Annotated in this window: 21 protein-coding genes; 7 read left to right on the top strand and 14 right to left on the bottom strand. The window is 72.9% G+C overall.

Annotation, left to right across the window (positions count from 1 at the left end; genetic code table 11):
• Nucleotides 1-25: 25 nt before the first annotated feature.
• Both IE255_RS32930 and IE255_RS32925 read right to left on the bottom strand, forming a co-directional pair.
• Nucleotides 26-2026, bottom strand: a complete 2001-nt coding sequence (locus IE255_RS32930; protein WP_372487613.1) for an IucA/IucC family protein — start codon at nucleotides 2024-2026, stop codon at nucleotides 26-28.
• A gap of 135 nt (nucleotides 2027-2161) precedes the next feature.
• Nucleotides 2162-3622: a diaminobutyrate--2-oxoglutarate transaminase family protein gene (locus IE255_RS32925; RefSeq protein WP_190054162.1), complete on the bottom strand. Its 1461-nt coding sequence runs from the start codon at nucleotides 3620-3622 to the stop codon at nucleotides 2162-2164.
• A 339-nt stretch (nucleotides 3623-3961) separates the two neighbouring features.
• On the opposite strand from IE255_RS32925, the gene IE255_RS32920 reads away from it, so the two are divergent.
• Both IE255_RS32920 and IE255_RS32915 read left to right on the top strand, forming a co-directional pair.
• Nucleotides 3962-5185: a trypsin-like serine peptidase gene (locus IE255_RS32920; RefSeq protein ID WP_190054064.1), complete on the top strand. Its 1224-nt coding sequence runs from the start codon at nucleotides 3962-3964 to the stop codon at nucleotides 5183-5185.
• A gap of 401 nt (nucleotides 5186-5586) precedes the next feature.
• Nucleotides 5587-6792: a trypsin-like serine peptidase gene (locus IE255_RS32915; protein WP_190054063.1), complete on the top strand. Its 1206-nt coding sequence runs from the start codon at nucleotides 5587-5589 to the stop codon at nucleotides 6790-6792.
• A gap of 62 nt (nucleotides 6793-6854) precedes the next feature.
• On the opposite strand, the gene hflX is transcribed toward IE255_RS32915, so the two are convergent.
• From hflX to miaA, 6 genes are all read right to left on the bottom strand, one after another.
• Nucleotides 6855-8348 carry a GTPase HflX gene (hflX, locus tag IE255_RS32910; RefSeq protein ID WP_190054062.1) on the bottom strand — a complete coding sequence of 498 codons (1494 nt, stop codon included), beginning with the start codon at nucleotides 8346-8348 and terminating at the stop codon, nucleotides 6855-6857.
• A gap of 157 nt (nucleotides 8349-8505) precedes the next feature.
• On the bottom strand, nucleotides 8506-10035 hold the full coding sequence (locus IE255_RS32905; RefSeq protein WP_190054061.1) for a M1 family metallopeptidase: 1530 nt from the start codon (nucleotides 10033-10035) through the stop codon (nucleotides 8506-8508).
• 92 nt (nucleotides 10036-10127) lie between these two features.
• The gene (locus IE255_RS32900) at nucleotides 10128-12305 is read right to left on the bottom strand and encodes a RelA/SpoT family protein (RefSeq protein WP_190054060.1); all 2178 of its coding nucleotides are present in this window, start codon (nucleotides 12303-12305) and stop codon (nucleotides 10128-10130) included.
• 296 nt (nucleotides 12306-12601) lie between these two features.
• The gene (dapF, locus tag IE255_RS32895; RefSeq protein ID WP_190054059.1) at nucleotides 12602-13474 is read right to left on the bottom strand and encodes a diaminopimelate epimerase; all 873 of its coding nucleotides are present in this window, start codon (nucleotides 13472-13474) and stop codon (nucleotides 12602-12604) included.
• 163 nt (nucleotides 13475-13637) lie between these two features.
• The gene (locus IE255_RS32890) at nucleotides 13638-14168 is read right to left on the bottom strand and encodes a hypothetical protein (protein ID WP_190054161.1); all 531 of its coding nucleotides are present in this window, start codon (nucleotides 14166-14168) and stop codon (nucleotides 13638-13640) included.
• Nucleotides 14169-14276: 108 nt separating this feature from the next.
• Nucleotides 14277-15215 (bottom strand): tRNA (adenosine(37)-N6)-dimethylallyltransferase MiaA, encoded by a 939-nt coding sequence (gene miaA, locus IE255_RS32885; protein WP_031116931.1) that lies wholly within the window; start codon nucleotides 15213-15215, stop codon nucleotides 14277-14279.
• A gap of 182 nt (nucleotides 15216-15397) precedes the next feature.
• On the opposite strand from miaA, the gene IE255_RS32880 reads away from it, so the two are divergent.
• Together IE255_RS32880 and IE255_RS32875 are read left to right on the top strand one after the other, a co-directional pair.
• Complete coding sequence (locus IE255_RS32880; RefSeq protein ID WP_190054058.1) at nucleotides 15398-15670, top strand: hypothetical protein; 273 nt, start codon at nucleotides 15398-15400, stop codon at nucleotides 15668-15670.
• A 26-nt stretch (nucleotides 15671-15696) separates the two neighbouring features.
• Complete coding sequence (locus IE255_RS32875; protein WP_190054057.1) at nucleotides 15697-16104, top strand: antitoxin; 408 nt, start codon at nucleotides 15697-15699, stop codon at nucleotides 16102-16104.
• Between the two features lie 95 nt (nucleotides 16105-16199).
• Here the strand turns inward: IE255_RS32875 and IE255_RS32870 are convergent, their stop codons facing one another.
• From IE255_RS32870 to IE255_RS32855, 4 genes are all read right to left on the bottom strand, one after another.
• Complete coding sequence (locus tag IE255_RS32870; protein ID WP_190054056.1) at nucleotides 16200-16913, bottom strand: class III extradiol dioxygenase subunit B-like domain-containing protein; 714 nt, start codon at nucleotides 16911-16913, stop codon at nucleotides 16200-16202.
• Nucleotides 16914-17086: 173 nt separating this feature from the next.
• A complete protein-coding gene (miaB, locus tag IE255_RS32865; protein ID WP_190054055.1) occupies nucleotides 17087-18601 on the bottom strand; it encodes a tRNA (N6-isopentenyl adenosine(37)-C2)-methylthiotransferase MiaB in 1515 nt (504 codons plus the stop codon).
• 64 nt (nucleotides 18602-18665) lie between these two features.
• Complete coding sequence (locus IE255_RS32860; protein ID WP_190054054.1) at nucleotides 18666-19319, bottom strand: response regulator; 654 nt, start codon at nucleotides 19317-19319, stop codon at nucleotides 18666-18668.
• Nucleotides 19319-20362, bottom strand: a complete 1044-nt coding sequence (locus IE255_RS32855; protein WP_229906690.1) for a sensor histidine kinase — start codon at nucleotides 20360-20362, stop codon at nucleotides 19319-19321. Before IE255_RS32855 ends, IE255_RS32860 begins: the two co-directional genes overlap by 1 nt.
• A 111-nt stretch (nucleotides 20363-20473) precedes the next feature.
• On the opposite strand from IE255_RS32855, the gene IE255_RS32850 reads away from it, so the two are divergent.
• Together IE255_RS32850 and IE255_RS32845 are read left to right on the top strand one after the other, a co-directional pair.
• On the top strand, nucleotides 20474-20959 hold the full coding sequence (locus IE255_RS32850) for a cation:proton antiporter regulatory subunit (RefSeq protein WP_114255686.1): 486 nt from the start codon (nucleotides 20474-20476) through the stop codon (nucleotides 20957-20959).
• 4 nt (nucleotides 20960-20963) lie between these two features.
• On the top strand, nucleotides 20964-22181 hold the full coding sequence (locus IE255_RS32845; protein WP_190054053.1) for a cation:proton antiporter: 1218 nt from the start codon (nucleotides 20964-20966) through the stop codon (nucleotides 22179-22181).
• 69 nt (nucleotides 22182-22250) lie between these two features.
• Here IE255_RS32845 and IE255_RS32840 read toward each other — a convergent pair whose 3' ends face one another.
• Complete coding sequence (locus tag IE255_RS32840) at nucleotides 22251-22682, bottom strand: pyrophosphohydrolase domain-containing protein (RefSeq protein WP_190054052.1); 432 nt, start codon at nucleotides 22680-22682, stop codon at nucleotides 22251-22253.
• Between the two features lie 95 nt (nucleotides 22683-22777).
• Between IE255_RS32840 and IE255_RS32835 the strand changes: the two genes are divergently transcribed.
• Nucleotides 22778-23779, top strand: coding sequence for a TAXI family TRAP transporter solute-binding subunit (locus IE255_RS32835; protein WP_190054051.1), 1002 nt, complete (start codon nucleotides 22778-22780; stop codon nucleotides 23777-23779).
• On the opposite strand, the gene IE255_RS32830 is transcribed toward IE255_RS32835, so the two are convergent.
• A complete protein-coding gene (locus tag IE255_RS32830) occupies nucleotides 23769-25175 on the bottom strand; it encodes a sensor histidine kinase (protein WP_190054050.1) in 1407 nt (468 codons plus the stop codon). The genes IE255_RS32835 and IE255_RS32830 overlap by 11 nt on opposite strands.
• Between the last annotated feature and the right edge of the window lie 6 nt (nucleotides 25176-25181).

Here is a 25181-nt window from a genome sequence, read left to right as displayed (position 1 = left end):
TTGTGGTCAGGAAGGGTCAGGGTGATCAGCAGTGCAGGGGGTTGGCGATGGTGACGTAGACGGACTGGGTGTCGACCGGGCCGACGAGTTCGTCCAGGCCGTGCAGCCGGGTCAGCAGGTTGGCCTTGCAGCGCAGGACGGGTGAGTCGAGCAGCAGCGCGGGCAACGAGGTGCGCAGCCGGGCCGGGCCGGAGGCGACGTTTCCGAGGAAGCGGCGGAAGGCGGCGAGCAGCAGCCGCTCGTCGGCCAGGTGCTGGGATCCGAAGGCGCCGATGAGGCCGAACACGTTGTTGACGGCCAGGTAGTACGCCAGGCGCTCGTCGGTGACCTCGTCGCAGACGAACGTGTCGCTGCGCTCTCCGACCCCGGGCAGCCGGGCGTCGAGGTCCGCGCGCCGGGACTCGCGGAAGTAGTAGCCCTGGTTGTCGCGGTAGCGGCCGCCCGTGGGCCAGCCGTCGGCGTTCAGCAGGAGCAGGGTGTTCTGCTGGTGCGCCTCCAGGGCGATGCCGGCCGCGCCGTCCAGCCACAGGACGGGGCGGACGACGTGCTCGAGGTAGCGCAGGAACCACTCGGCGGCGACGGCTCCGCTGGGACGACCGGTCCGGCGGGCGAGGCCGGTGACGACCTCGGCCAGCCGGGACCGCAGGACCGGGACCGGGCCTCGTGTCTCCGGGCCGTCGGGGACGGTTCCCGATCGGGTCGTTCCCGGGCCGGTCGGGGGGCAAGGGCGCGGCGAGACGAGTCCGGCGACGCAGGAGACGTCGTCCGAGGGGCCGAACGGGTTGTGGCGGATCACCACGTCCAGTCCGGGCAACGGGGCGCCGCCGGGGCCGTCGACGGCGAGCCAGGCCGGGTCGCGGACGATGTCGAAGCCCGGGTGCGCGGCCCGCCACTGCTGGGAGAGGCCGCTGCGGAGCAGGCGGTGGACCTCGACGCCGCGGTGGAGTTCCTTGCGGAGGTTCTCGCGGCGGGAGTTGGTGATGCGCAGGCCCAGCGACAGCTTGAGCATCGCGGGGGCGCCGGTTCGGTAGACGGTGCGCAAGGAGGAGGTGGGGTACCAGGGAGTGCCGTGCGGGCCGAGGTCGCGGAGCAGTCCGCTGTCCAGCAGGGCGGCGGTCTCCGGACGGTGCCGGACCTCGCGCGCCTGCCAGGGGTGCAGGGGCAGCAAGGCGTAGCCGTCCGGCAGCGGCAGCCCCGCCCCGGCCAGGCGTGCGGTGAGCCGGGGCGCTGCGACGGGGCGGCCGCGTTCGGTCCAGGAGGAGTCGGTGGCGAGGGCGGAAGGAGCGACAGCCATCCAGTGCAAGGGAAAGGAGCCGCGCAATTCGGGCGAGTACAGCCGGGCTTCGGCGTCGGACAGACCTTCGCGGCTCTTCGGGGCCGGGTGCAGGGGGTGGCCGAGGACGAGTGACTGTTCCGCGGCCAGGAAGAGGTCGGGGGTGTCGGCCGGGTGGGCCCGGCGGTCGCTGACGAACATGGCGACGCGGCGGAGGGAGTCGGCAACACCCGCGACGAGGCCGGTGCCGTCGCCGGCGGCCGAGTCGGGGGCGGCCGTGAGACCGGAGTCGTGGGCGCGGCAGGTGCCGGAGGTGTCCGTGTGAGTCTCCCTGCTGAGCAAGGCGGCGACCATGACGGCGTCGGCCGGTGCGGCGTGGTCGGAGGCGTCGGCCAGGCGCGGAAGGCCGAAGCGGTGCCAGCCCGTCGGGGACCAGTAGCGGACCGGGGCGAGCAGGGCCGTGCCGCTAGCGGGAAGGGGGATGCGCAGGACGCCGTCGGCGGGGCGAGGCCGGCCGGTCTCGCGGACCCAGCAGCGCAGCAGGGTCTCCACGGCTGCCGCCCGGGCGGCGACGTCCGGGTCGGGATGTTCCAGGAGGTCGGGGGTCGGACCGGCGCCCAACCCCTCGACGGGCTGCTCCGCATACCCCTGGCGGGGCACCGAGGATGTCACCGGCGCCTCCGGCATGCGGACGTCGAGGGAGCCTCCTCCCGGCGTCGCGGCGTGGGCGTCGGGCTCGGGCATGGCGTTCAAGACGGCTACCTCGTGGGGTGGTTCCTGGTCGTACGGTCGGGGTCCGCGAGCGGTGGAGTCCGGCTCGGCGGGCTGGGGGAGCGCGAAGACTCGCGGCGTGAGCGCTCATGCCACGAACTCGCGCTCCGGCGAGGCTCACTCGCGGGTACGGCGCTGCTGCCGGGTCGCCTCGCGGCACCGGGCCGCCGCCCGGACCGCCTCGGCCAGACGGTCCAGCACGGCGGCCGCCTGTTCGTCGGTGATCGTCAGAGGCGGCAGCAGCCGTACGACGCCGGCGTGACGGCCGCCGAGTCCGACGATGAGGCCACGCCGCAGGCATTCCCGCTGGACCGCGGCTGCCAGTTCGGGGGCGACGGGATGCGGACGGCGCACGCTGTCCGGCGTCACCGTCGACTCCGCTTCACCGTCGCCCGCGTGCCCCGGCGCCCGCCCGACTCCCGGCTCCGCCTCCGGATCCACCAGCTCGACGCCGATCATCAGCCCCCTCCCGCGCACATCCCCCACGCACGGAAGCTCCCTGGCCAGCTCCTGGAGCCGGCCGAGCATCCGCGCGCCCAGAGTCGCCGCGCGCTCGGCCAGGCGGTTCTCCCGGACGTGGGCGAGGGTGGCCGTGCCGGCGGCCATGGCGAGCTGGTTGCCGCGGAAGGTGCCGGCGTGGGCGCCGGGTTCCCAGGCGTCGAGGTCGTCGCGGTAGACCACGACGGCCAGCGGCAGGCTGCCCCCGATGGCCTGGGAGAGGACCATCACGTCGGGGGTCACGCCGCTGTGCTCCACGGCCCAGAAGGCGCCGGTCCGTCCGACGCCCGTGTGGATCTCGTCGGCGATCAGCGGGACGGACCGGTCGGCCGTGAGCTGCCGCATGCGGCGCAGCCAGGCGTCCGGTGCGGGGATCACCCCGCCCTCGCTCTGGACGGGCTCGACGATCATCCCGGCGGGGAGCGGGAGGCCCGGCCCGGGGTCGTCGAGCAGGGATTCGGTCCAGCGGGCGGCGAGGTCGGCCCCGCGTGCGCCGCCGACGCCGAACGGGCAGCGGTAGTCGCGCGGGTAGGGCAGACGGACGACCTGTTCGTGGGCACCGGCGGGCGCGTCGAGCGGCCCGGTGGTGCTCCCGTGGCAGGCGCCGGTGAACGTGACGATGCCGGTCCGGCCGGTCGCCGCGCGTACGAGTGCGCAGGCGGTCTCCACGGCGTCGCTGCCGGCCGGCCCGCAGAACCGCACACGTGCCCGGTCGGCGAGCCCTGGTGGCAGGGTGTGGAACAGCTCGGTGATGAAGGCGTCCCGGACGGGGGTCGCCAGGTCGAGGACGTTCAGCGGCGCGCCGGAGTCGAGGACCTTGCGGATGGCCTCCAGGACGACCGGATGGTTGTGCCCGAGGGCGAGCGCGCCGGCGCCCGAGAGGCAGTCCAGGTAGCGGCGGCCGTCCGCGCCCTCGATGGTCAGCCCCCGCGCGCGCACCGGCACGATCGGCAGGGCCCGGGCGTAGGTCCGGGCCGCGGACTCGCGCGCGGACTGGCGGCGCTGGATCCCCTCGTGCGCGGCGCGCGTACCTGATCCGTTGTCGCCGACGGCACCGCCTGGGAGGTCCTTCACCGGCATACGCCCCACAGCGGCCTCCTCTGACGCACATCCCCCATGGGTGGATTCCGCCACGACTTCCCTGACCTCCCACTGGGCACGGGCACAGAGGACCGCGTACAGACAGCAGGCCCCCCACCGCTACCAACCCCGGACCGCTCACGCGGTTACGGGTTGTCTCAAGATCCTTTCCGTGACGGAACTGTTGCTGTTCCGTCGGGCCTCCCCCACAGCCACCGCATAGTGTGTGGTGCCGTTCCCGACGCGGTGAGTCGGCCCCAAGTCCCCGTGAGACAGCGGAAATCCACGGCCGAAGCACCGGTTTCGTCCATGTTCGTCACCATCAGGGGGAGTCAGATCATGCGATCCACACGGCCGTCGTCCACCGCCAGCCGAGGGGGGAGGGCGCGCCGCAGGAACTCCCCCGCGCTGGCCGCCATGGCCCTCGCCTCGGCGCTCGCGCTGACCGCCACCGCCTGCGAGTCGGGGAACGCCGCGGCGGGCGGCGAGGCCTCCGCGTCCGCCACCGCCTCCGACGACGGCAAGCTCAGGATCCCGGACGACATCAGGGACCGGCTCCGCGAGCGCGGGATCGACATCGACAAGTGGAAGAACGGCGCCTGGAAGAACTGGGACCGGGACGACTGGCTGCGCGAAGCCAACGAGTACATCAACCCCATCATCGAGGGGCTCTGGGACCCGGACCGCATGCGGGAGGCCGAGGAGCCCGACCAGGGCGTCGACGACAGCGACCTCTCCGGTGACCAGGGCGTCACCGACCCCACGCCCGAGCCGGTCGAGGCGCAGGCCGTGCCGCCGTCGTACCACGCCGCCGTTCCCACGGCCGGGAAGGTGTTCTTCGACTCCCCCAAGGGGTCGGCCGTCTGCTCGGCGACGGTGGTGAAGGACCCGGCCCACCCGGGCAAGTCCAACCTGGTGTGGACGGCGGGCCACTGCGTGCACGCGGGCAAGAAGGGCGGCTGGTACCGCAACATCGCGTTCGTGCCGTCGTACAACGACGACGGCAAGCCGGTGCAGGAGCTGGAGAACGCCACCCGCGAGGACGTCGCCCCCTACGGTGTCTGGTGGGGCGACTGGGCGCAGACCTCGGACCAGTGGATCGAGCAGGGCGGCTCGACGGGCGGCGACGGCGCGCCGTACGACTTCGCGGTCATCCATGTGACGCCGGAGAAGGGCAGCGGCGGGAAGTCGCTGGAGGAGACGGTCGGTTCGGCGCTGCCGGTGGACTTCAAGGCTCCGGCCGTACCGAAGGTCGCCGGCATCACGGCGATCGGCTACCCGGCCGCGCCGCCGTACGACGGGCAGAAGCTGTACCGGTGCCAGGACCGGCCCGGGCGGCTGTCGGTCACCGCGTCGGATCCGACGATGTACCGCATCGGCTGCACCATGACCGGCGGTTCGTCGGGCGGCGGCTGGGTCGCGACGGGCTCGGACGGCGAGCCGGCCCTGGTGTCCAACACCTCGATAGGCCCGGTGACGTCGGGCTGGCTGGCCGGACCGCGCCTGGGTGAGGTCGCGAAGGGCGTGTACGACTCGGTCAGCGAGAAGTTCGCGGGCCGGTGAGCGTCGGCTGAGCAGCTCGGCGGTGGGGCGGCGCCCGGCGCATCGGCCACGCGCCTGGCGCCCCTCGCACCGGCAACGCGCCCGGCGCCCCACGCCCGGCGCCCACCCACCGCCACCACGCCCGGCGCCCACGCACCGCCACCAAGCCTGCCGCCCTCCGAACGCCCCCGAAAGGCGCCCCACAGCGCGCCCCGGAACGCGCCCCCGAACGCGCCCGGCGCCCCGGCGAAGTACCCAGCGCACCGGCCCCCGGGCTCACGGAAACCTTCACCACCCCACCCCGGTACGCCCTCAACTCCACCGGCATAGTGGGGTGTCGCGCCGGGGCTGGCTCCGGCGCCCACGCCCATGGCATACACACCAGCACCACATTCGTACGCACCAACGGGGGTCATCGCACCATGCGTTCCACACGTACGCCCGCAGCACCTCGGCGCGGGTGGCGTACCGCGCTCGCCGCGACCGGGCTCGTCGCCGCTCTGGCGCTCACCGCGACCGCCTGTGGCGGTTCGGCGGACTCGGAGAGCGACAAGCCCGACGCCTCCACCTCCCAGGCCGCCGCGGACGGCGGCGGCAAGGTGGAGATCCCGGCCGACCTCGCGGGCAAGCTCAAGGAGCACGGGATCGACGTCGACCGGTGGAAGGACGGCGGCTGGAAGGACTGGGACCGGGACAAGTGGCTCAGTGAGGCCAAGGACTTCGTCAACCCGGTGATCGAGGGCCTCTGGAAGCCGGAGCGGATGCAGTCCGCCGAGGAGGCGAACAAGACGGTCACGACGAAGGACGCGTCGGCCGGCCAGGGCGTCAGCGACCCGGACCCGGCGCCCGTCCAGGCGCAGGCCGAGAAGACGCCGTACCACCGCAACGCGGCGCCGGTCGGCAAGGTGTTCTTCGACTCCCCCGACGGCCCGGCCGTCTGCTCGGGCACGGTCGTCAAGGACGTCAACCACCCGGGCAAGTCCAACCTGGTGTGGACGGCGGGCCACTGCGTGCACGCCGGCGGCAACGGCGGCTGGTACCGCAACATCGTGTTCGTCCCGGCCTACAACGACCTCGGCAAGTCCGAGGCGGAGCTGAGCAACGCGAACCCGACCGAGATCGCCCCGTACGGCAACTGGTGGGCGGACTGGGCCTCGACCTCGAACCAGTGGATCCAGGGCGGCTCGGAGACCGGCGGCGACGGGGCCGCGTACGACTACGCCGTGCTGCATGTGAAGCCGGAGCAGGGCGCGAAGTCCCTGGAGGAGACGGTCGGCGCCGCGCTGGACGTCGACTTCTCCGCCCCGAGCGCGGCCGAGGCGGCCAAGATGGGCGCCTGGGGCTACCCGGCCGCGCCGCCCTACAACGGCCTGAAGATGTTCAAGTGCGTCGACGTCCCCGGCCGGTTCTCGCTCTCCCCGGCCCTGCCGACGATGTACCGCATCGGCTGCACCATGACCGGCGGCTCGTCCGGCGGCGGCTGGTTCCGGGTGCTGAACGGCAAGTCCGTGCTGGTCTCCAACACGTCGATCGGCCCGGCCGACAACAGCTGGCTGGCGGGCCCGCAGCTGGGCCGGGACGCCGAGGCGCTCTACCAGAACATGAGCAGGACGTACGGCGGCCGCTGACCCGCGCACACCAAGAAGGCCCGTCCCCGATCAGCTCGGGGGCGGGCCTCTTAGGTGGCCGGTCAGGCGAGCGGCGCCGGAACGTACGGCGTGAGCTCCGCCGCCAGTTCCTCGTGCACCCGCACCTTGAGCAGGGTGCCCTCCGGGGTGTGCTCCTCGGAGATCACCTCGCCCTCGGCGTGAGCGCGGGCGACCAGCTTGCCGTGCGTGTACGGCACGAGCGCCTCGATCTCGACCGACGGGCGCGGCAGCTCGTTGTCGATGAGCGCGAGCAGTTCCGCGATGCCCTGGCCGGTGCGGGCCGAGACGGCCAGGGACCGCTTCTCGACGCGCAGCAGCCGCTGGAGCGTCAGCGGGTCGGCCGCGTCGGCCTTGTTGATCACGACGATCTCGGGCACGTCGGTGGCGCCGACGTCCCTGATCACCTCGCGGACCGCGGCCAGCTGCTCCTCCGGGTTCGGGTGCGAACCGTCCACCACGTGCAGGATCAGGTCGGACTCGCCGACCTCCTCCATCGTGGAGCGGAACGCCTCGACCAGGTGGTGGGGCAGGTGGCGGACGAAGCCGACCGTGTCGGCCAGCGTGTACAGCCGTCCGCTCGGGGTCTCGGCCCGGCGCACGGTCGGGTCGAGGGTCGCGAACAGGGCGTTCTCGACCAGCACGCCCGCGCCCGTGAGGCGGTTGAGCAGCGAGGACTTGCCGGCGTTGGTGTAGCCCGCGATGGCGACCGAGGGCACCTTGTGGCGCTTGCGCTCCTGGCGCTTGATCTCGCGGCCGGTCTTCATCTCCGCGATCTCCCGGCGCATCTTCGCCATCTTCTCGCGGATCCGCCGCCGGTCCGTCTCGATCTTGGTCTCACCGGGACCACGGGTGGCCAGGCCGCCGCCCTTGCCACCGCCCATCTGCCGGGACAGCGACTGACCCCAGCCGCGCAGCCGCGGCAGCATGTACTGCATCTGCGCGAGCGCGACCTGCGCCTTGCCCTCTCGGGACTTGGCGTGCTGGGCGAAGATGTCCAGGATCAGGGCCGTACGGTCGATGACCTTGACCTTGACGACGTCCTCGAGGTGGATGAGCTGGCCCGGGCTGAGCTCACCGTCGCAGATGACGGTGTCCGCGCCCGTCTCCAGGACGACGTCCCGCAGCTCCTCGGCCTTGCCGGAGCCGATGTAGGTGGCCGCGTCGGGCTTGTCGCGGCGCTGGATCAGACCGTCGAGCACCAGCGCGCCCGCCGTCTCCGCGAGGGCCGCGAGCTCCGCGAGGGAGTTCTCGGCGTCCTGCACGGTCCCCGACGTCCAGACGCCGACGAGGACGACCCGCTCCAGGCGGAGCTGGCGGTACTCGACCTCGGTGACGTCCTCGAGCTCGGTGGAGAGGCCCGCCACACGGCGCAGAGCCGCGCGGTCGGAGCGGTCGAACTGGTCGCCGTCCCGCTCTCCGTCGATCTCGTGGCTCCAGGCGACGTCCTCTTCCATCAGGGCATCGGCCCGAAGACCCTCGGGGTGGCTGTGCGCGAAGCGCTTGGTGTCCTGGGAAGGGGAAGAAGAGGAGGTCATTGGATCCTTACGTAGCTGGGAAACCGATGTCGGCGGCGGAGCGCTGTGAGCTGTGCCGTCACTGTCCACAACGTACGGGCGCTCCGGGAGATTCCCGGCGCTCCGTGCCGCGCCGACATGACGATGGTCGCACGGCACGGGGCGTCTCGTCACTGTGTTATCGGCGAGCCGTTCCCGCCGCAGCGGCCACCACGGCCGGAGCGGCCGGCTTCGCGGGTGCCTCCGGCTTCCAGTCCGGGTGCCCCGGCATCGGCGGGGTCTTCTCTCCGTACAGCCAGCCCTGGAAGAAGCCGTCGAGGTCGCGCCCGGAGATCTCGGCGGCGAGCCGGACGAAGTCCTCGGTCGTGGCCGTGTCGTCCTGGTGGCGACCGACCCAGGCGCGTTGCAGGCGTTCGAAGGCCGGGCGGCCGATCTCCTGGCGCAGGGCGTACAGGACGAGCGCGGCGCCGTCGTAGACGTTGGGCCGGAAGATGCCGGTCTTGCGGCCGGGCTCGGGGGCCTTGGGGGCGGCGGGCGGTCCGCCGGCGGCGCGCCAGCGGTCGGAGGCGCCGTACGCGGCCTTCATGCGGTCCCGCATCGGCTTGTCGGCCTGCTCCTCGGCGTACAGCGCCTCGTACCAGGTGGCGTGTCCCTCGCTGAGCCACAGGTCGGACCAGGTGCGGGGGGTGACGCTGTCGCCGAACCACTGGTGGGCCAGCTCGTGGACCATGATCGACTCGACGTACCAGGCGGGGTAGGCGGGCTCGGTGAACAGCTCCCGTTCGAAAAGGGAGAGCGTCTGGGTCTCCAGTTCGAAGCCGGTCGAGGCGTCGGCCATGAGCAGGCCGTACGTCTCGAAGGGGTAGCGGCCGACCTTGCTCTCCATCCACTCCATCTGGGCGGGGGTCTTCGCCAGCCAGGGTTCGAGGGCCTTGCGGTACCGGGTCGGCACGACGTCCCGTACGGGCAGCCCGTGCGGGCCGGTGCGGTGCAGCACCGTGGAGCGGCCGATGGAGACCTGGGCGAGCTCGGTGGCCATGGGGTGCTGGGTCCGGTACGTCCACGTGGTCGAGCCGCCGGACCTGTCCACGCCGGCGGGCAGGCCGTTGGCGACCGCCGTGTGGCCGTCGGGCGCGGTGACCCTGATGGTGAACACCGCCTTGTCGGAGGGGTGGTCGTTGCAGGGGAACACCAGGTGGGCCGCGTCGGCCTGGTTGGCCATGGCGAGGCCGTCCGCGGTGCGCACCCAGCCGCCCTCGCGGCCCTTGGCGGGCACGGGATTGCTGGTGTGCCGCACGATGATCCGCATCCAGTTGTCGTCCGACACGGAGTCCTCGGGCGTGATCACCAGGTCCTCGCCGGCGGTGCGGAACTCCGCGGGCTCGCCGTCGACCTCGACCGAGTGGACCGTGCCGTGGGCGAAGTCCAGGTTGACGCGGTCCAGGTCGGCGGTCGTCCAGGCGTCGATGGTGGTGACGGCGCGCAGCGGCTCGCTGTTGTTGCCGGGATAGGTGAAGGAGAGGTCGTACGACGCGACGTCGTAGCCGGGGTTGCCCAGGTAGGGGAAGAGGCGGTCGCCGACGCCGAGCGGGACGGCGGGGGCGCTCGCGGCGACGAGGCAGACGGAGACGGCGGAGGCGAGCAGGACGGCGGCCGTCCGGCGCCGGCGGGCGTGGGTGGTGGCTTGACGGTGGGGGGTCGGGAGCATGCCCCACGGCTATCAGCGCGCGCGTGCCCGGCCGGGGCGACGCGCGACCGGCCCACCCGAACCGGGGACGGGGGCCTGCGCCGCCTGCCGCCTCAGCCGCCCTGCGTCTGCGGCTGCGCCCGGCTCACGTCGTACACCCCGGCCACGTTGCGCATCGCGCGCATGAGGGCGGGCAGGTGGGCCGCGTCCGGGAGCTGCACGGTGTACGTGTGACGCACCTGCTGCTGGGTCGGGGGCTCGACGGTCGCGGAGACGATCTCGGCGCCTTCGAGGGCCATGGCCTCCGTGAGGTCCGCGAGCAGATGGGGACGGACGAACGATTCGGCGACCAGCGTGACCCGGCACTCGGTGGCCTCCCCCCAGCGCACGCCGACCTCCGTACGCCCCCCGTCCCTCATGCGCGCCACCGCGGCGCACTCGGCGCGGTGCACGGTGACCGCTCCCCCGCGTACGGCGAAGCCGGTGATCTCGTCGGGCGGTACGGGCGTGCAGCAGCCGGCGAGCCGGACGGCCGCGCCGGGCCGGTCCGTGAGGACGTTGCCGGCGGCGGACCGGTCGGCGGGCTGCTCGGCGGCCCCGTCCGGTTCGGGTACGTCGACGGCCGGCCGGTGCGCGGCCCGGTCCTGGGCGTCCCGCGCGTCCGACTGCTGGGCCTCGGCCTGCGCCGGGTGGGCGGCCAGCCACCGCTGGATGGCGATCCGGGCCGCGGGCGTGTGCGCGTGCTCCAGCCACTCCCGGGAGGGCTCGGACGCCGGGTCCTGGCCCATGAGGAGCTGGACGGTGTCGCCGTCCTTCAGGACCGTGCTCAGCGTCGCCAGGCGGCCGTTGACGCGGGCGCCGATGCACGCGTGCGCGTCATCCCCGTACTGCGCGTACGCGGCGTCCACGCAGGTCGCCCCCTCGGGCAGGCCGAGCGTGCCGCCGTCGGGACGGAAGACGGTGATCTCGCGGTCCTGGGCGAGGTCCTCGCGCAGGGTCGACCAGAAGTGGTCGGGGTCGGGTGCCGCCTCCTGCCAGTCGAGGAGCCGGGAGAGCCAGCCGGGGCGGGTGGGGTCGACCCGCTCACCGTCGGCCGGGTCGTCGGGGGCGGGCGCGTACGGGTTGCCGAGGGCGACGACTCCGGCCTCGGCGACCTTGTGCATCTGGTGCGTGCGGATGAGGACTTCGACGACCTGGCCGTCCGCACGGGCGACGGCGGTGTGCAGCGACTGGTAAAGGTTGAACTTCGGTACGGCGATGAAGTCCTTGAACTCCGAGACCACCGGCGTCATGCAGGTGTGGAGTTCACCCAGGACGCCGTAGCAGTCGGCGTCCTCGTTCACCAGGACCAGCAGGCGGCCGAAGTCGGAGCCGCGGAGCCGGCCGCGTTTGCGCGAGACCCGGTGCACGGAGACGAAGTGGCGGGGCCGGATGAGGACTTCGGCCGGGATGTCCGCCTCGCGCAGGACGGTGCGCATCTCGTCGGCGACCTCGGCGAGCGGGTCGTCCGCGCGGGCGGCGTTGCGGACGATCAACTCCCTGGTGTGCGCGTACTCCTCGGGGTGCAGGATCGCGAAGACCAGGTCCTCCAGCTCGGTCTTGAGCGCCTGGACGCCGAGCCGCTCGGCGAGCGGGATGAGCACGTCACGTGTCACCTTCGCGATGCGCTCCTGTTTCTCGGGGCGCATGACGCCGAGGGTGCGCATGTTGTGCAGCCGGTCGGCGAGTTTGATCGACATGACGCGGACGTCGTTGCCGGTGGCGACGAGCATCTTGCGGAAGGTCTCGGGCTCGGCGGCGGCGCCGTAGTCGACCTTCTCCAGCTTGGTCACGCCGTCGACGAGGTAGCGGACCTCCTCGCCGAACTGCTCGCGGACCTGTTCGAGCGTCACGTCCGTGTCCTCGACGGTGTCGTGCAGCAGGGACGCGGTCAACGTGGTGGTCTCGGCGCCGAGTTCGGCGAGGATCAGGGTCACGGCGAGCGGGTGCGTGATGTACGGCTCGCCGCTCTTGCGCATCTGGCCGCGGTGCGAGGACTCGGCCAGGACGTAGGCGCGGCGCAGGGGTTCGAGGTCCGCGTCGGGGTGGTGGGCGCGGTGGGCCTCGACGACGTGGCTGATGGCGTCGGGCAGCCGGCCGCGGGCGGCGGGGCCGAGGAGCGCGGCACGGCCGAGGCGGCGCAGGTCGATCCGGGGGCGGGCCTTTCTGCGGGGGGCTGTCGGCGTCACCGGTCCTGACACCGCGCCCGGCATCGGGCCTGGGGTCACGGAATTCGTGGCCTCCGCACTCATGGGCACCTCCGGCTGCGTCAACCGGCGGACGGGGTGCCCCAGGGCGGACACGGCTCAGGGGGCGGCTTCGGTTCCCCGTCCGGGCCGGTGCTTGATGCTATCGAGCCCACCACGTGCGGCTGACCGCCTCTCGCCGAGCGTGAAACTGATCACCCATTCGAGGGACGAATGTGAGGTTTGTACCCCCCTGCATCCAGCCCGCAGCGACCCGATTCCCGCCAAGTGGCCGGTTATCAACGGCTGTTTCGGGTCGAGCGGCCGTGCACGCGTCACAGCTCAGGCCGGTCGTCCCCTGCTCATCCGGCCGCGGCGGTCGCCAGCCAGTCCGCGTCGATCTCGCCCTCGGCCACGATCACCGCCGGGCCCGTCATCTCGATCTCGCCGTCGGGCCGCTCGGTGATCACGAGGGTGCCGCCGGGGACGTCCACGGTGTACGTCACCGGCGTGCCGGTGACCGCGGGGTCGGTGCCGTCGCGGCGGGCGGTGGCCACGGCGACCGCGCACGCGCCCGTGCCGCACGAGCGGGTCTCGCCGGAGCCGCGCTCGTGCACGCGCAGCGCGACGTGCCGGGGGCCACGGTCGACGACGAACTCGACGTTCACCCCGTCCGGGTAGACGGAGGCCGGGCTGAAGGGCGGCGGGGAGTACAGGTCGCCGGCGTGCGCCAGGTCGTCGACGAAGGCGACCGCGTGCGGGTTGCCCATGTTCACGTTCCGCGCGGGCCAGCTGCGCTCGCCGACGCTCACGGTGACCTCGCCCTCGGGGAGCAGCGCCTTGCCCATGCCGACGGTGATGTCGCCGTCCTTGGCGATGTGGACGGTCTTCACGCCCCCGCGCGTGGCGACCGCGAGGTCTCCCTCGGTCGCGTGCCCGGCGCGCTGGAGGTAGCGCGCGAACACCCGCACGCCGTTGCCGCACATCTCGGCGATCGAGCCGTCGCCGTTGCGGTAGTCCATGAACCACTCCGCCTCGGCCGCCAGGTGCCGGGCCTCGGGGTGCGCGGCGGACCGCACCACGTGCAGCAGTCCGTCACCGCCGATGCCCGCGCGGCGGTCGCACAGGGCGGCGACCGCGGCCGGGGGCAGGTCGATGGCGTTCTCGGGGTCCGGGACGATCACGAAGTCGTTCTCGGTGCCGTGACCCTTGAGGAAGGCGATCCGCGTGCTCATGCCCTCGATCGTACGGTCTGCTCCGCGGTGGGGGCGGGGCGGATTCGTCGTGGGTGTGCGGGTGCGTCGCGGTGTGCGGGTGCGTCGCGGTGTGCGGGTGCGTCGCGGTGTGCGGGTGCGTCGTGGCTTGTCGCGTAGTTCCCCGCGCCCCTGACGGGCGCCTTCAGCGGAGTCTGGCTACCCGCCACACGGCCAGGACGACCACCGCCGCCACCATCACGGCGTACGCGAGGACGACGCGCCAGTCGGGTCTGCGGCCCGAGCCCCTGGCCGGCAGGCCCGGCCAGGTGTAGCCGACGCGGCGGGCCGCCATCATGCCCCAGCCGGCCGCGCACGAGCAGATCAGCAGGCCGAGCATGGCGATGACGGCCCCGCTGTCGCCGAAGTCGAAGGCGAGCGGGAACGCGAACATCAGGGAGCCGAGCGCCGCCAGGCCCACGATGGGCGCGAGCTGCCAGATGCGCAGCCGGCGCTGCGGGCGCAGCTCGACCTCGACCTCGCCCGCGAACATCTCGTCGGGCTCGGGGCCGTCGTCCGTCACACCCTGCGTCTCGTCGGGCCCGTCGGAGCTGAGACGGTCCGTCTCCTGCTCCGGTCCGTCCCCGAACTCCGGGTCGTCCCGGCGCTCCGGTTCATCCCGGTCGGCGGTGATGTGATCGGTGCCTTGTGCGGTGTCGCGAGGGCCGGCCTCCATCGCCACGCGCCCTCCCAACTAGGACTCAACTCGGTCGATCGAAGCTCGATGATGGCACGCCGTCGAAGGACCGGATGACGGCCTGGGCGTCCCGATGCCATGACGTGATCAGGCTGTAACCGGTCGTTCGACCAAGGACAGCGCGAGCTGCGGAAGTTCTGTGAGATCGGCCGCAGCCCCACTCAACCAGTGCACCCGCGGATCCCGCCTGAACCATGAATCCTGACGGCGCGCGAAGCGCTTGGTGGCACGGACGGTCTCGGCCCGCGCTTCGTCGAGCGTGCACTCCCCGGCGAGCGCCGCGAGCACCTGCTGGTAGCCGAGCGCGCGCGAGGCCGTACGCCCTTCACGCAACCCCTGCGCCTCCAGTGCGCGCACCTCGTCCACGAGGCCGGCGTCCCACATCCGGTCGACCCGGCGCGCGATGCGCTCGTCCAGCTCGGGCCGGGCCACGTCGACGCCGATCTGGAGGGTGTCGTACACCGAGTCGTGGCCGGGAAGGTTGGCGGTGAAGGGCCTGCCGGTGATCTCGATCACCTCCAGGGCCCGGACGACCCGGCGGCCGTTGCTCGGCAGGATCGCGCGGGCGGCCTCGGGATCGGCGGCGGCCAGCCGGGCGTGCAGCGCGCCCGAGCCGCGCAGGGTCAGCTCCTCCTCCAGGCGGGCCCGGACCTCGGGGTCGGTGCCGGGGAACTCCAGGTTGTCGACGGCTCCGCGCACGTACAGCCCGGAGCCGCCGACCAGGATCGGCCAGCGGCCCTCGGCGAGCAGCGCCTCGATCCGCTCCCGGGCCAGGCGCTGGTACTCGGCGACGGACGCCGTGACGGTCACGTCCCAGATGTCCAGGAGGTGGTGCGGGACGCCACCGCGCTCCTCGGGCGTCAGCTTGGCGGTGCCGATGTCCATCCCTCGGTAGAGCTGCATGGAGTCGGCGTTGACGACCTCGCCGCCGAGACGCTGGGCCAGGAAGACGCCCAGATCGGACTTTCCGGCCGCTGTTGGGCCGACGACGGCGATGACGCGGGGGGCGGGGGGTGCACTGCTCACCGACCCAGTCTCGCAAACCTCGAACCCCGGTCTCGAACGAGTTACGTGACGCCACGGCCCCGGGGTCGTTGCCCGTTGCGAGGTTCCTGCCGCCGGATCACAGAGGCGGTGGCCCGGGCAGCGCAAACGGACGCACCGGGCAACGCGGGATTTCGCCCGCACGAGTAACGTATGGAGTGGATATGGGCGTTTTTGCACGACTTCTCCGGCGGTCGAAGGCTACGGCGGAGACGCCTGCCGCCGAGGCCCAGGCCGACACGGCGAAGGCCGGTGCCGAGGCGGAGGAGGCAGCCGAGGCTGCGGAGGCGAAGGGGGCCGACGGGGCCAAGGAAGCGGACAAGCCGGCTGCCGAGGCCGCCGCCGAGGTCACCGAGACCGAAGGCGTCGACATCCCCAAGCAGCAGTCCTCCGACAAGGCGGCCGACAACGAGGCCGGTGAGGGCGCCCGCACGTGACCGCCCCGCGCGAGGGAAGGTGAACCATGGGTCTCCTGGACAACGTGAAGGCCAAGCTGGGCCCGGCCAAGGGCAAGGTCTCGGACCTCGCACAGCGGCACGAGGACAAGATCCAGCACGGCCTCGACAAGGCCGCGCAGGTCGTCGACAAGAGGACCAAGGGCAAGTACAGCGACAGGATCCAGTCGGGCACGGGCAGGGCCAAGGAGGCCATGGACCGACTCGCGCACAAGAGTGACAGCGGACGGGACGCGGGCGGCACGACGTCGCCGCCCGGCCCCAGCGGCACGACACCGCCGAGCGGTACCACCCCGCCGAGCGGCACGACACCGCCACCCGGCACCACACCGCCGAGCGGCACGAGCGGCACCACACCGCCGCCCGGCGCGAGCGGCACCACACCGCCTCCGGACGCACCCCCGCCCGCTTCCTGAACGCACAACGGCACACTGAAGGGCACATCGGCGGACGGCCGAGGAGCATGAGCGCTCCCGGCCGTCCGCCGTTTCCCGTGCCCTGCCGGGCCGGTCTACGACCAGCTGGCGACGAGGTAGCCCACTCCGTACGGCGCGTCCTCGTACAGCAGTGATCCGCCGAGGCCCGCGCCCTCGGCCGCGCCCGCCAGGACCTGCCAGGGCGCCCGGCCGGACGCCTTCAGCTCGTGGGCGAGCCCGGTGTCCAGCCCGGTGAGGGCGGCCCGGTCCGCCGCGCCGAGCGCCCGCGCGACCTCCGCGTCGAAAGGCGCCGCCCGTTCGTCGAGATAGCCCGGGGCCTTGAGCGTCCGGCAGGCACTGGCGTCACCCATCACCAGCAGGGCCACCCGCCCGGCCCGTCCGGCGAGGTCCCGGCCGGTCCGGACACACCGCTCGGGCGCGAGCCGATCCCCCACGCCGAGTCCCTCGACCGGCGCGTCGGACCACCCGGTCCGCTCCAGCAGCCAGGCGGCCACCGCCAGCGCGTACGGCAGCGGCCGTTCGGCGTCGGCGCCCTCGGCCCGTCCCAGCCGTACGTCGAGATCGACGCCGAAGCCCCGGAACGACCCTCGCGCGCCCTCCGGATACGGCTCGAACCCGGCGCCGTCCACCGGCCCGAGGACCACGAGCCGGTCCGGCCGGGCGGCGGCGAGCACGCCCAGTGCGTCCGTACAGGCGGCTCGCGCGGCGTCCAGCTCCGGGGCGGCGCCCGCGGCGACCTCGGGAACCAGCAGGGGCGGGCAGGGGCAGACAGCGGCGGCGACAAGCATGATCGGCAGGGTAGTCCTCAGGGTCCGCCCGCACGCACGCCGACCACGCACGCCGACCACGGCCGCGTCCCACCTGCTGCGGGCGCCTCCTGCGCCCGGGGAACCCGAGCCCTGTTTTACGGCTGACGCGGCCGCAAGGGCCGACGCAGCCGCAATGGCTGACGCAGCCGCCCTCAGTCGCAGCCGCAGCCGCTCGCCGCGACCGGCAGCGGCTCCGGGGCGCCGATCTTCGGCAGGCCCAGCATCACGCCGGCCGGCTTGGCCTGCTCGGCCGCGTTCCGCTTCTCCCAGGCGTCGCCCGCGCGCGTGCGGCGCACGTCGAGGACGGGGCCCTCGGCGAGGAGGTGGTGCGGGGCGGCGTAGGTGATCTCCACCGTGACCACGTCGCCGGGGCGGACCTCCTGGTCCGGCTTGGTGAAGTGGACGAGGCGGTTGTCGGGGGCGCGGCCGGACAGGCGGTGGGTCGTGTCGTCCTTGCGGCCCTCGCCCTCGGCGACCATCAGCTCCAGCGTGCGGCCGACCTGCTTCTTGTTCTCCTCCCAGGAGATCTCCTCCTGGAGGGCGACGAGCCGCTCGTAGCGCTCCTGGACGACCTTCTTGGGGATCTGGCCGTCCATCTCGGCGGCCGGGGTGCCGGGGCGCTTGGAGTACTGGAAGGTGAACGCCTGGGCGAAGCGGGCCTCGCGCACCACGTGCAGCGTCTGCTCGAAGTCCTCCTCGGTCTCGCCGGGGAAGCCCACGATGATGTCCGTGCTGATCGCGGCGTGCGGGATGGCGGCGCGGACCTTCTCGATGATCCCGAGGAAGCGCTCCTGGCGGTAGGAGCGGCGCATCGCCTTCAGGACCGGGTCCGAGCCGGACTGCAGCGGCATGTGCAGCTGCGGCATCACGTTCGGCGTCTCGGCCATGGCGGCGATGACGTCGTCGGTGAAGTCGCGCGGGTGCGGGGAGGTGAAGCGGACGCGCTCCAGGCCGTCGATCCTCCCGCAGGCGCGCAGCAGCTTGCTGAAGGCCTCGCGGTCGCCGATGTCGGAGCCGTACGCGTTGACGTTCTGCCCGAGCAGCGTGACCTCACAGACGCCCTCGGCGACCAGGGCCTCGATCTCGGCGAGGATGTCGCCGGGGCGGCGGTCCTTCTCCTTGCCGCGCAGGGCCGGGACGATGCAGAACGTGCAGGTGTTGTTGCAGCCGACGGAGATCGACACCCAGGCCGCGTACGCGCTCTCGCGGCGCGTGGGCAGCGTCGAGGGGAACGCCTCCAGGGACTCGGCGATCTCGACCTGCGCCTCCTCCTGCACGCGGGCGCGCTCCAGCAGGACCGGGAGCTTGCCGATGTTGTGCGTGCCGAAGACGACGTCCACCCAGGGCGCCTTCTTCACGATGGTGTCGCGGTCCTTCTGCGCCAGGCAGCCGCCGACCGCGATCTGCATGCCGGGGCGGCTCGCCTTCTTCGGCGCGAGGTGGCCGAGGTTGCCGTACAGCTTGTTGTCGGCGTTCTCGCGCACGGCGCAGGTGTTGAAGACGACGACGTCGGCCGCGTCGGCGCCCTCGGGGGCGCGGACGTAGCCCGCGTCCTCCAGCAGTCCGGCCAATCGCTCGGAGTCGTGGACGTTCATCTGGCACCCGTAGGTGCGTACCTCGTACGTGCGCGTGCCGCCCACTGACTGGCTCCGGTCGATGCTGCTCATGGGGACAAGGGTAGGCGGTCGGCGGACGTGGCCCGGCCGCCTGTGGACAACGCGGCTCGCGCGCTCAGGGCTCGATGAGACCGGCCCGGATCGCGTACCGGGTCAGCTCCAGGCGGTCGCGCATGCCGAGCTTCTGCAGGAGGTTGGCGCGGTGGCGTTCGACCGTCTTGGCGCTGATGAAGAGGAGTTCGCCGATCTCCTTCGAGGTGTGACCCTCGGCGACCAGCTTGAGGATCTCCTCCTCGCGTTCGGTGATGGCGCGTTCCGGCAGGCCGTCGCCCCGGTGCAGCCGCTCCAGGTAGGAGCGGACGAGGGCCCGCTCGGCGCCCGGGTAGATGAACGGCTCGTCCCGCACGGCCGCCCGGCACGCCTCGACCAGGTCGCGGTCGGCGACGGACTTGAGGACGTAGCCGCTGGCTCCGGCCCTGAGCGCCTCGAAGAAGTACTCCTCGTTGTCGTACATCGTCAGGATCAGGATGTGCAGATCGGGCAGCCGGCGGGAGAGTTCGCGGGCCGCCTGGAGGCCGGTCATGCGGGGCATGGCCACGTCCAGGACGGCCAGGTCCACGGCGGTGTCCCGGGCCCGCGCGACGGCCTCGGCCCCGTCTCCGGCCTCGGCCACCACGGTCAGGTCCGGTTCCCCGTCGAGGATGAGGCGCACCCCCCGGCGGACGAGGGTGTGGTCGTCGGCGAGCAGGACGCGGATCGGAGGGGACATCAGCGGGGTCCTTCCGTCACGGGGACGCGCAGCCGCACGTCGGTGCCCCGGCCCGGGGCCGGTTCCACGGTGAGGGCGGCGCCGACCAGGAGGGCGCGTTCACGCATCCCCGTGATGCCGGCGCCCTCGGATGCGGTGCCGAGGCCGGTGCCGTTGTCGCGTACGAGGAGTTCGACGCCGCCGGGCACCGGCCGGAGCCGGAGTTCGGCTCGGTCGGCGGCGGCGTGCCGGGCGGTGTTGGTGAGGCCTTCCTGGGCCACCCGGTAGACGACGAGTTCCGATTCCGGGGTGAGGGCGGGGAGGTCGCCGGTGACGTGGTGGCGCACGGTCAGCCCGTGGGTGGTGAACTCGGTGGCGAGCGAGCGCAGGGCGCTGGCCAGTCCCAGCTCCTCCAGGACACCGGGGCGCAGCCGGCGGGCGATGCGCCGGATCTCGTCCAGGCCGGCCCGGGTGGCCTCCTGCGCCTGGCCCACGTCCTCGCGCAGGTCCTCGGGCGCCCGGTCCGCGACGCGCTTGAGCTGGAGGAGGACGGCGGTCAGGGTCTGCCCGACCTCGTCGTGGAGTTCCCGGGCGATCCGGTGCCGCTCGCTCTCCTGGGCGGACAGCGCCCGGGCGGCACCCGCGGCCCGCTCGGCCTCCAGCCGGTCGAGCATCGTGTTGTACGTCGTGATCAGCCCGGCCGCCTCCGCCGGGCCGGCCACCACCGGGCGGGACCCCGGGCGCAGCAGGTCGGCGGTGGCCATGGCCCGGTCCAGCCGTTGCAGGGGCGCGAGGCCGAAGCGCAGTACGAGGGCGTTGCCCGCCAGCAGCACCGCCAGGCCGCCGAGCAGGACGACCGCCTCACCCGCCAGGACGGGGGTGGAGACGGTGACCGGGCCGAGCAGCAGCGCGGTGGCCACGACCAGGCCCGCGGCGTTGAGCGAGAAGATCCGCCAGAACAACGACACGTTCCTGGATCCGCCCTTTCCGGCCCTCGCGTACGACACCGCCCGCTCCACCCTCTCCGGCGACCGGCCGCCGCGTATATCCGTCACGACACCCATGTCGTCACCGTACGGCCGGATGACAGCATGCGGACGTGGCCCGTCCGATGATCGACACCAGTCACAACACCGGCAAAAGCAATACAAACAAGACGAACTAGGGGAAGAAACGTGTCAGCTCCGCGCCTGAGGGCGACGCCGCTACCGGGTATCGGGGTCCAGTACGACCTGGAGACCCGGGAACACCGCCATCTGTCGGTGGTGGCGCACCGCGACGGCACGCGCACGGTGAACGTGTACCGGGCCGACGATCCCGACTCCTGTGCGCAGTCGCTGCGGCTGACCAGCTCGGAGGCGGGCTCGCTGATCGACGCGCTGAAGCCCTCCCACCACAGCCCGAGTCTGCTGTACACCACGGACCTGGGGCTGGTCGCCGAGCGGGTCGAGGTGGCAGCGACCTCGCGCTGGAACGGGCGGGTGCTGGGCGACACTCGGATGCGGACGGACACGGGCGCGTCGGTCGTGGCGGTGCTGCGCCGGGCCGAGGCCATCCCGTCGCCCGCGCCGGACTTCCGGCTGGCGGGCGGTGACACGCTGATCGTCGTCGGCACCCGTGAGGGCGTCGACGCGGCCGCGACGATACTCGGGCGGGAGTGAGCCGGTGCACTCCGCGGTCCTGCTGATCGAGTTCGGTTCCATCATTCTCGGCCTCGGCCTCCTCGGCCGGTTCGCCGCCCGTTTCCAGCTGTCGCCCATACCGCTGTACCTCCTGGCCGGTCTGGCGTTCGGCGAGGGCGGTCTGCTGCCGCTGGGCGCGAGCGAGGAGTTCATCGCGACGGGCGCCGAGATCGGCGTCATCCTGCTGCTGTTGATGCTGGGCCTGGAGTACACGGCGAGCGATCTGGTCTCCAACCTCAAGACCCACTACCCGTCCGGTCTGGTCGACTGCGCGCTCAACGCGCTGCCCGGGGCCGCGGTGGCGCTGCTGCTGGGCTGGGGGCCGGTGGCCGCCGTCGTCCTGGCCGGTGTCACCTGGATCTCGTCGTCCGGCGTGATCGCGAAGGTGCTCGGCGACCTGGGCCGGGTCGGCAACCGGGAGACGCCGGTGATCCTCAGCGTGCTGGTGCTGGAGGACCTGGCGATGGCGGTGTACCTGCCCATCGTGACGGCGCTGGTGGCGGGGGCCGGGCTGCTGGCGGGCAGCATGACCCTGGCGATCGCGCTCGGCGCGGCGGGGCTCGTGCTGTTCCTGGCCCTGCGCTACGGCAGGGTCATCTCGCGGTTCGTCTCCAGCGACGATCCGGAGAAGCTGCTGCTGGTCGTGCTGGGCCTGACGATCCTGGTCGCGGGTGTCGCGCAGCAGCTCCAGGTGTCGGCGGCCGTCGGGGCCTTCCTGGTGGGCATCGCGCTGTCGGGCGAGGTGGCGGAGGGTGCGCACACCCTGCTGAGCCCCCTGCGTGACCTGTTCGCGGCGGTCTTCTTCGTCTTCTTCGGGCTGCACACCGACCCGTCCAGCATCCCGCCCGTCCTGCTGCCGGCCCTGGGCCTGGCCGTCGTCACCGCGCTGACGAAGATCGCCACCGGGTACTGGGCGGCCCGGCGGGCCGGGATCTCCGTCAAGGGCCGCTGGCGGGCGGGCGGCGCGCTGGTGGCCCGCGGCGAGTTCTCGATCGTCATCGCGGGGCTCGCGGTCGCGGCCGGCATCGAACCGTCCCTCGGCCCCCTGGCCACGGCCTACGTCCTGATTCTGGTCGTCCTGGGCCCGCTCACCGCGCGCTACACGGAGCCCGTGGCGACCTGGTGGGCGCGCCGCCGCGAGCCTGGTCGCCCGGAGGCGGCGCCCCGGGCGACGGAGGCGGAGGCACCGGTGGCGGACTGAGGAGGGGGTGGGCGGTCTGGGCGGCCCGAGTCAGCCACCCCGCAGCCCGGGCAGCCCGGGCAGCTCGGGTCAGCCACCCCGCGGCCCGGGAAGGTCAGTCACTCCGCCCGGCACCCATCCCTGCTTCCGCAGTACCCCCGGCACATCCGGTGCCTCGTAGTGCTCGCCCTTGAGGACCTTGCCGTCCTCACGGCGGGAGACAGAGCCGTCGGGGCCGATCTTGGTCATGTTGGAGCGGTGGACCTCGGCGAGCACCGCGTCGAGATCGATGCCGTGGACGAGGGCCGTGCCGTACGCGACGTAGACGACGTCCGCCAGTTCGTGGGCGAGCCGGTCCAGCGGGCCGGTCACCGACACCTCGGCGACCTCCGCGGCCTCCTCCGCGAGGAGTTCGCCGCGGTGGGCGGCGAGTTCCGGAGAGACTTCCGTCGGGGTGCTGCGGGCGTCCAGGCCGAAGGCGCGGTGGAATTCACGGACCAGGTCGGCGGGCGAGGAGCTCATGGGGCCGACTGTAGTGGCCGCCACTGACACTCCCCTCCGCCCGGCCGGGGCCCGCCCCTGGTCAGAGGGGCACCGGGGCTGGCAGGATCTCGCGCATGTCCAGGACCTTCCCCCGTATCGGCAGGCGCCGGGCCCTCCAGGGCGGTGCCGCCTCCCTCGTGGTCCTCGGGCTGCTGCTGTGGTGGCTGCGCCCCTGGGCCGAGGCGCCGCCGGCCGGCACGATCACGTTCAGCACGGGCACGCGCGCGGGGGTCTACCACGAGTACGGCGAGCTCCTGCGCGCCGAGATCGACAAGGACATGCCGGATCTGAAGGTGCGGCTGCTGACCAGTGCCGGTTCGCAGGAGAACGTCGCGGACGTGGCGACCGGCAAGGCCGACTTCGCGATCGCCGCGGCCGACGCGGTCGCCACGTACAAGCTCGACAACGGCGCGGGCGCCGGCCGGCTGCGCGGTGTCGCGCGCCTGTACGACGACTACGTGCAGCTCGTCGTACCGCCGGACTCGGACATCCGCTCCGTCGCGGACCTGCGGGGCAAGCGCGTGGCCATAGGGCTGCCCGACTCCGGTGTGCGGCTGATCGCGAACGGCGTGCTCAAGGCGGCCGGAATCGACCCGGAGAAGGACATCAAGCCGTCGTCGGACGGCATCGACACCGGGCCCAAGCGGCTGGGACACGGCCTCGACGCCTTCTTCTGGTCGGGCGGACTGCCCACGGACGGGCTCAGCCGGCTGGCCAAGAAGTCGGCGTCGGCCTTCCGGTTCGTGCCGATCGACGCCGGACTCGTGGCCAAGCTGCACGACCAGGGCGGCGCCACGCGGTACTACCGCGCCACCAAGATGCCGGAGTCGGCCTACCCCACCATCCAGCGCGGCGACCCGGTGCCCACCCTGGCGGTGTCCAACCTGCTGGTCACCCGGAGCGACATGGATCCCCGGCTCACCGAGTGGCTGACCCGTACGGTGCTCGACAGCCGGGACGGCATCGGCGCGACCGTCCACTCCGCCCAGCTGGTCGACGTCCGCACGGCGATCTACACCGACCCGCTCCAGCTGCACGTCGGCGCCCAGCGCTACTACCAGTCGGTCAAGCCGTAGGCCCGGAGCGGGGCACCCGCAGGGTCACCCGCAGTCCGTGCGGCTCGTTGCGGTCGAACGCGATCGAGCCGCCGCCCGCGGCGAGCAGCGCCCGGGAGATGGACAGTCCGAGGCCCGAGCCCTTGATGTTCTGGTGCCGGCCGCTGCGCCAGAAGCGGTCGCCGATCCGGGCCAGCTCCTCGTCGGTGAGGCCCGGGCCGTGATCGGTGACGACGATGGTGGAGGTGCCGCCGTTGGAGGCGACGGTCACCTCGACGGTCTGGTCCTCGGGCGTGAACTTCACCGCGTTGTCGATCACCGCGTCCAGCGCGCTGGAGAGCGCGACCGGGTCGGCCCACGCGGTCGTGGGCGGGCAGTCGCCCAGCAGGCGCACGCCCTTGGCGTCGGCGGTCGGGGCCCAGGCCGCGACGCGTTCGGCGGCGAGCTCGCCGATGTCGGTGATCCTCAGGTCCGCCTCGGTGTGTTCGGCCAGCGCCAGGTCGAGCAGGTCGTCCAGCACCTGCGCGAGGCGCTTGCCCTCGGCCTGGACCGAGGCGATCTCCTTGTTGCCCTCGGGCAGTTCGAAGGAGAGCAGCTCGATGCGCAGCAGCAGCGCGGCGAGCGGGTTGCGCAGCTGGTGCGAGGCGTCGGCGACGAAGGCGCGCTGCTGCTCCAGCACGTCCTCGACGTTGTCCGCCATCTCGTTGAACGACCGGGCCAGGCGCCTGAGTTCCGGCGGCCCTCCGGCCGCGGCCACCCGGGACTTCAGCCGCCCGGTGGCGATGTCGTGGGTGGTGGCGTCCAGGACCCGTACGGGCTTGAGCACCCAGCCGGTCAGCCGCAGGGCGGCGCCGACGGCCAGCAGCATCGCGGCGAACTCGCCCGCGCCGATGACCAGCCAGCCGTGCAGCGTGCGCGAGCGCATCTGCCCCGTGGGCGAGTCGGTGACGACGACCGCGACGACGTCCCCGTCCCGGATGACCGGCGAGGCGACCACGAGGTTGCGGCGCTGCCAGGGCCACACCTGCTCGGGGTCGTGGCTGCGGCGGCTGAGCAGCGCCTCGTCGAAGGCCTCGCGCACCTCGCCCTCCTCCGGCAGGGACCACCTGGCCGGGGCGTGGGCCATGGCAGTGCCGCTGCGGTAGAAGACACCGGCCCGGATGCCGTAGACCTCGTGGTAGCTGTCGAGTTCGCTGCTGAGCGTCGCCAGGCGCTCGTTCTCGAACGCGCCCGCGGTCCCGTCGGGCGAGTCGGTGACGAACTGGGCGAGGGCCGCGAAGCGCGCGGTGTCGTCGATGCGGTCCACGACGACCTTCTGCTGCTGGGCGCCGGCCAGGCTGACGGCGAGCGGCACGCCGAGCGCGAGCAGCACGGCCGCCATCAGGACGATCAGCAGCGGGAGCAGACGAGTGCGCACCCGGCC

The sequence above is a fragment of the Streptomyces lomondensis genome (genome assembly GCF_014651035.1).
Taxonomy (GTDB): Bacteria; Actinomycetota; Actinomycetes; order Streptomycetales; family Streptomycetaceae; genus Streptomyces; species Streptomyces lomondensis.
This window is presented reverse-complemented; position numbering and strand designations above follow the sequence as displayed.

Coding starts and splice junctions, on each gene's coding strand:
- IE255_RS32835 (WP_190054051.1), top strand. CDS start 22,778: ATGTCCAGGACCTTCCCCCGTATCGGCAGGCGCCGGGCCCTCCAGGGC.
- IE255_RS32880 (WP_190054058.1), top strand. CDS start 15,398: ATGGGCGTTTTTGCACGACTTCTCCGGCGGTCGAAGGCTACGGCGGAG.
- IE255_RS32870 (WP_190054056.1), bottom strand. CDS start 16,913: ATGCTTGTCGCCGCCGCTGTCTGCCCCTGCCCGCCCCTGCTGGTTCCC.
- IE255_RS32890 (WP_190054161.1), bottom strand. CDS start 14,168: ATGGAGGCCGGCCCTCGCGACACCGCACAAGGCACCGATCACATCACC.
- IE255_RS32840 (WP_190054052.1), bottom strand. CDS start 22,682: ATGAGCTCCTCGCCCGCCGACCTGGTCCGTGAATTCCACCGCGCCTTC.
- IE255_RS32855 (WP_229906690.1), bottom strand. CDS start 20,362: ATGGGTGTCGTGACGGATATACGCGGCGGCCGGTCGCCGGAGAGGGTG.
- IE255_RS32860 (WP_190054054.1), bottom strand. CDS start 19,319: ATGTCCCCTCCGATCCGCGTCCTGCTCGCCGACGACCACACCCTCGTC.
- IE255_RS32905 (WP_190054061.1), bottom strand. CDS start 10,035: ATGCTCCCGACCCCCCACCGTCAAGCCACCACCCACGCCCGCCGGCGC.
- IE255_RS32920 (WP_190054064.1), top strand. CDS start 3,962: ATGCGATCCACACGGCCGTCGTCCACCGCCAGCCGAGGGGGGAGGGCG.
- IE255_RS32925 (WP_190054162.1), bottom strand. CDS start 3,622: ATGCCGGTGAAGGACCTCCCAGGCGGTGCCGTCGGCGACAACGGATCA.
- IE255_RS32900 (WP_190054060.1), bottom strand. CDS start 12,305: ATGAGTGCGGAGGCCACGAATTCCGTGACCCCAGGCCCGATGCCGGGC.
- hflX (WP_190054062.1), bottom strand. CDS start 8,348: ATGACCTCCTCTTCTTCCCCTTCCCAGGACACCAAGCGCTTCGCGCAC.
- IE255_RS32875 (WP_190054057.1), top strand. CDS start 15,697: ATGGGTCTCCTGGACAACGTGAAGGCCAAGCTGGGCCCGGCCAAGGGC.
- miaB (WP_190054055.1), bottom strand. CDS start 18,601: ATGAGCAGCATCGACCGGAGCCAGTCAGTGGGCGGCACGCGCACGTAC.
- dapF (WP_190054059.1), bottom strand. CDS start 13,474: ATGAGCACGCGGATCGCCTTCCTCAAGGGTCACGGCACCGAGAACGAC.
- IE255_RS32915 (WP_190054063.1), top strand. CDS start 5,587: ATGCGTTCCACACGTACGCCCGCAGCACCTCGGCGCGGGTGGCGTACC.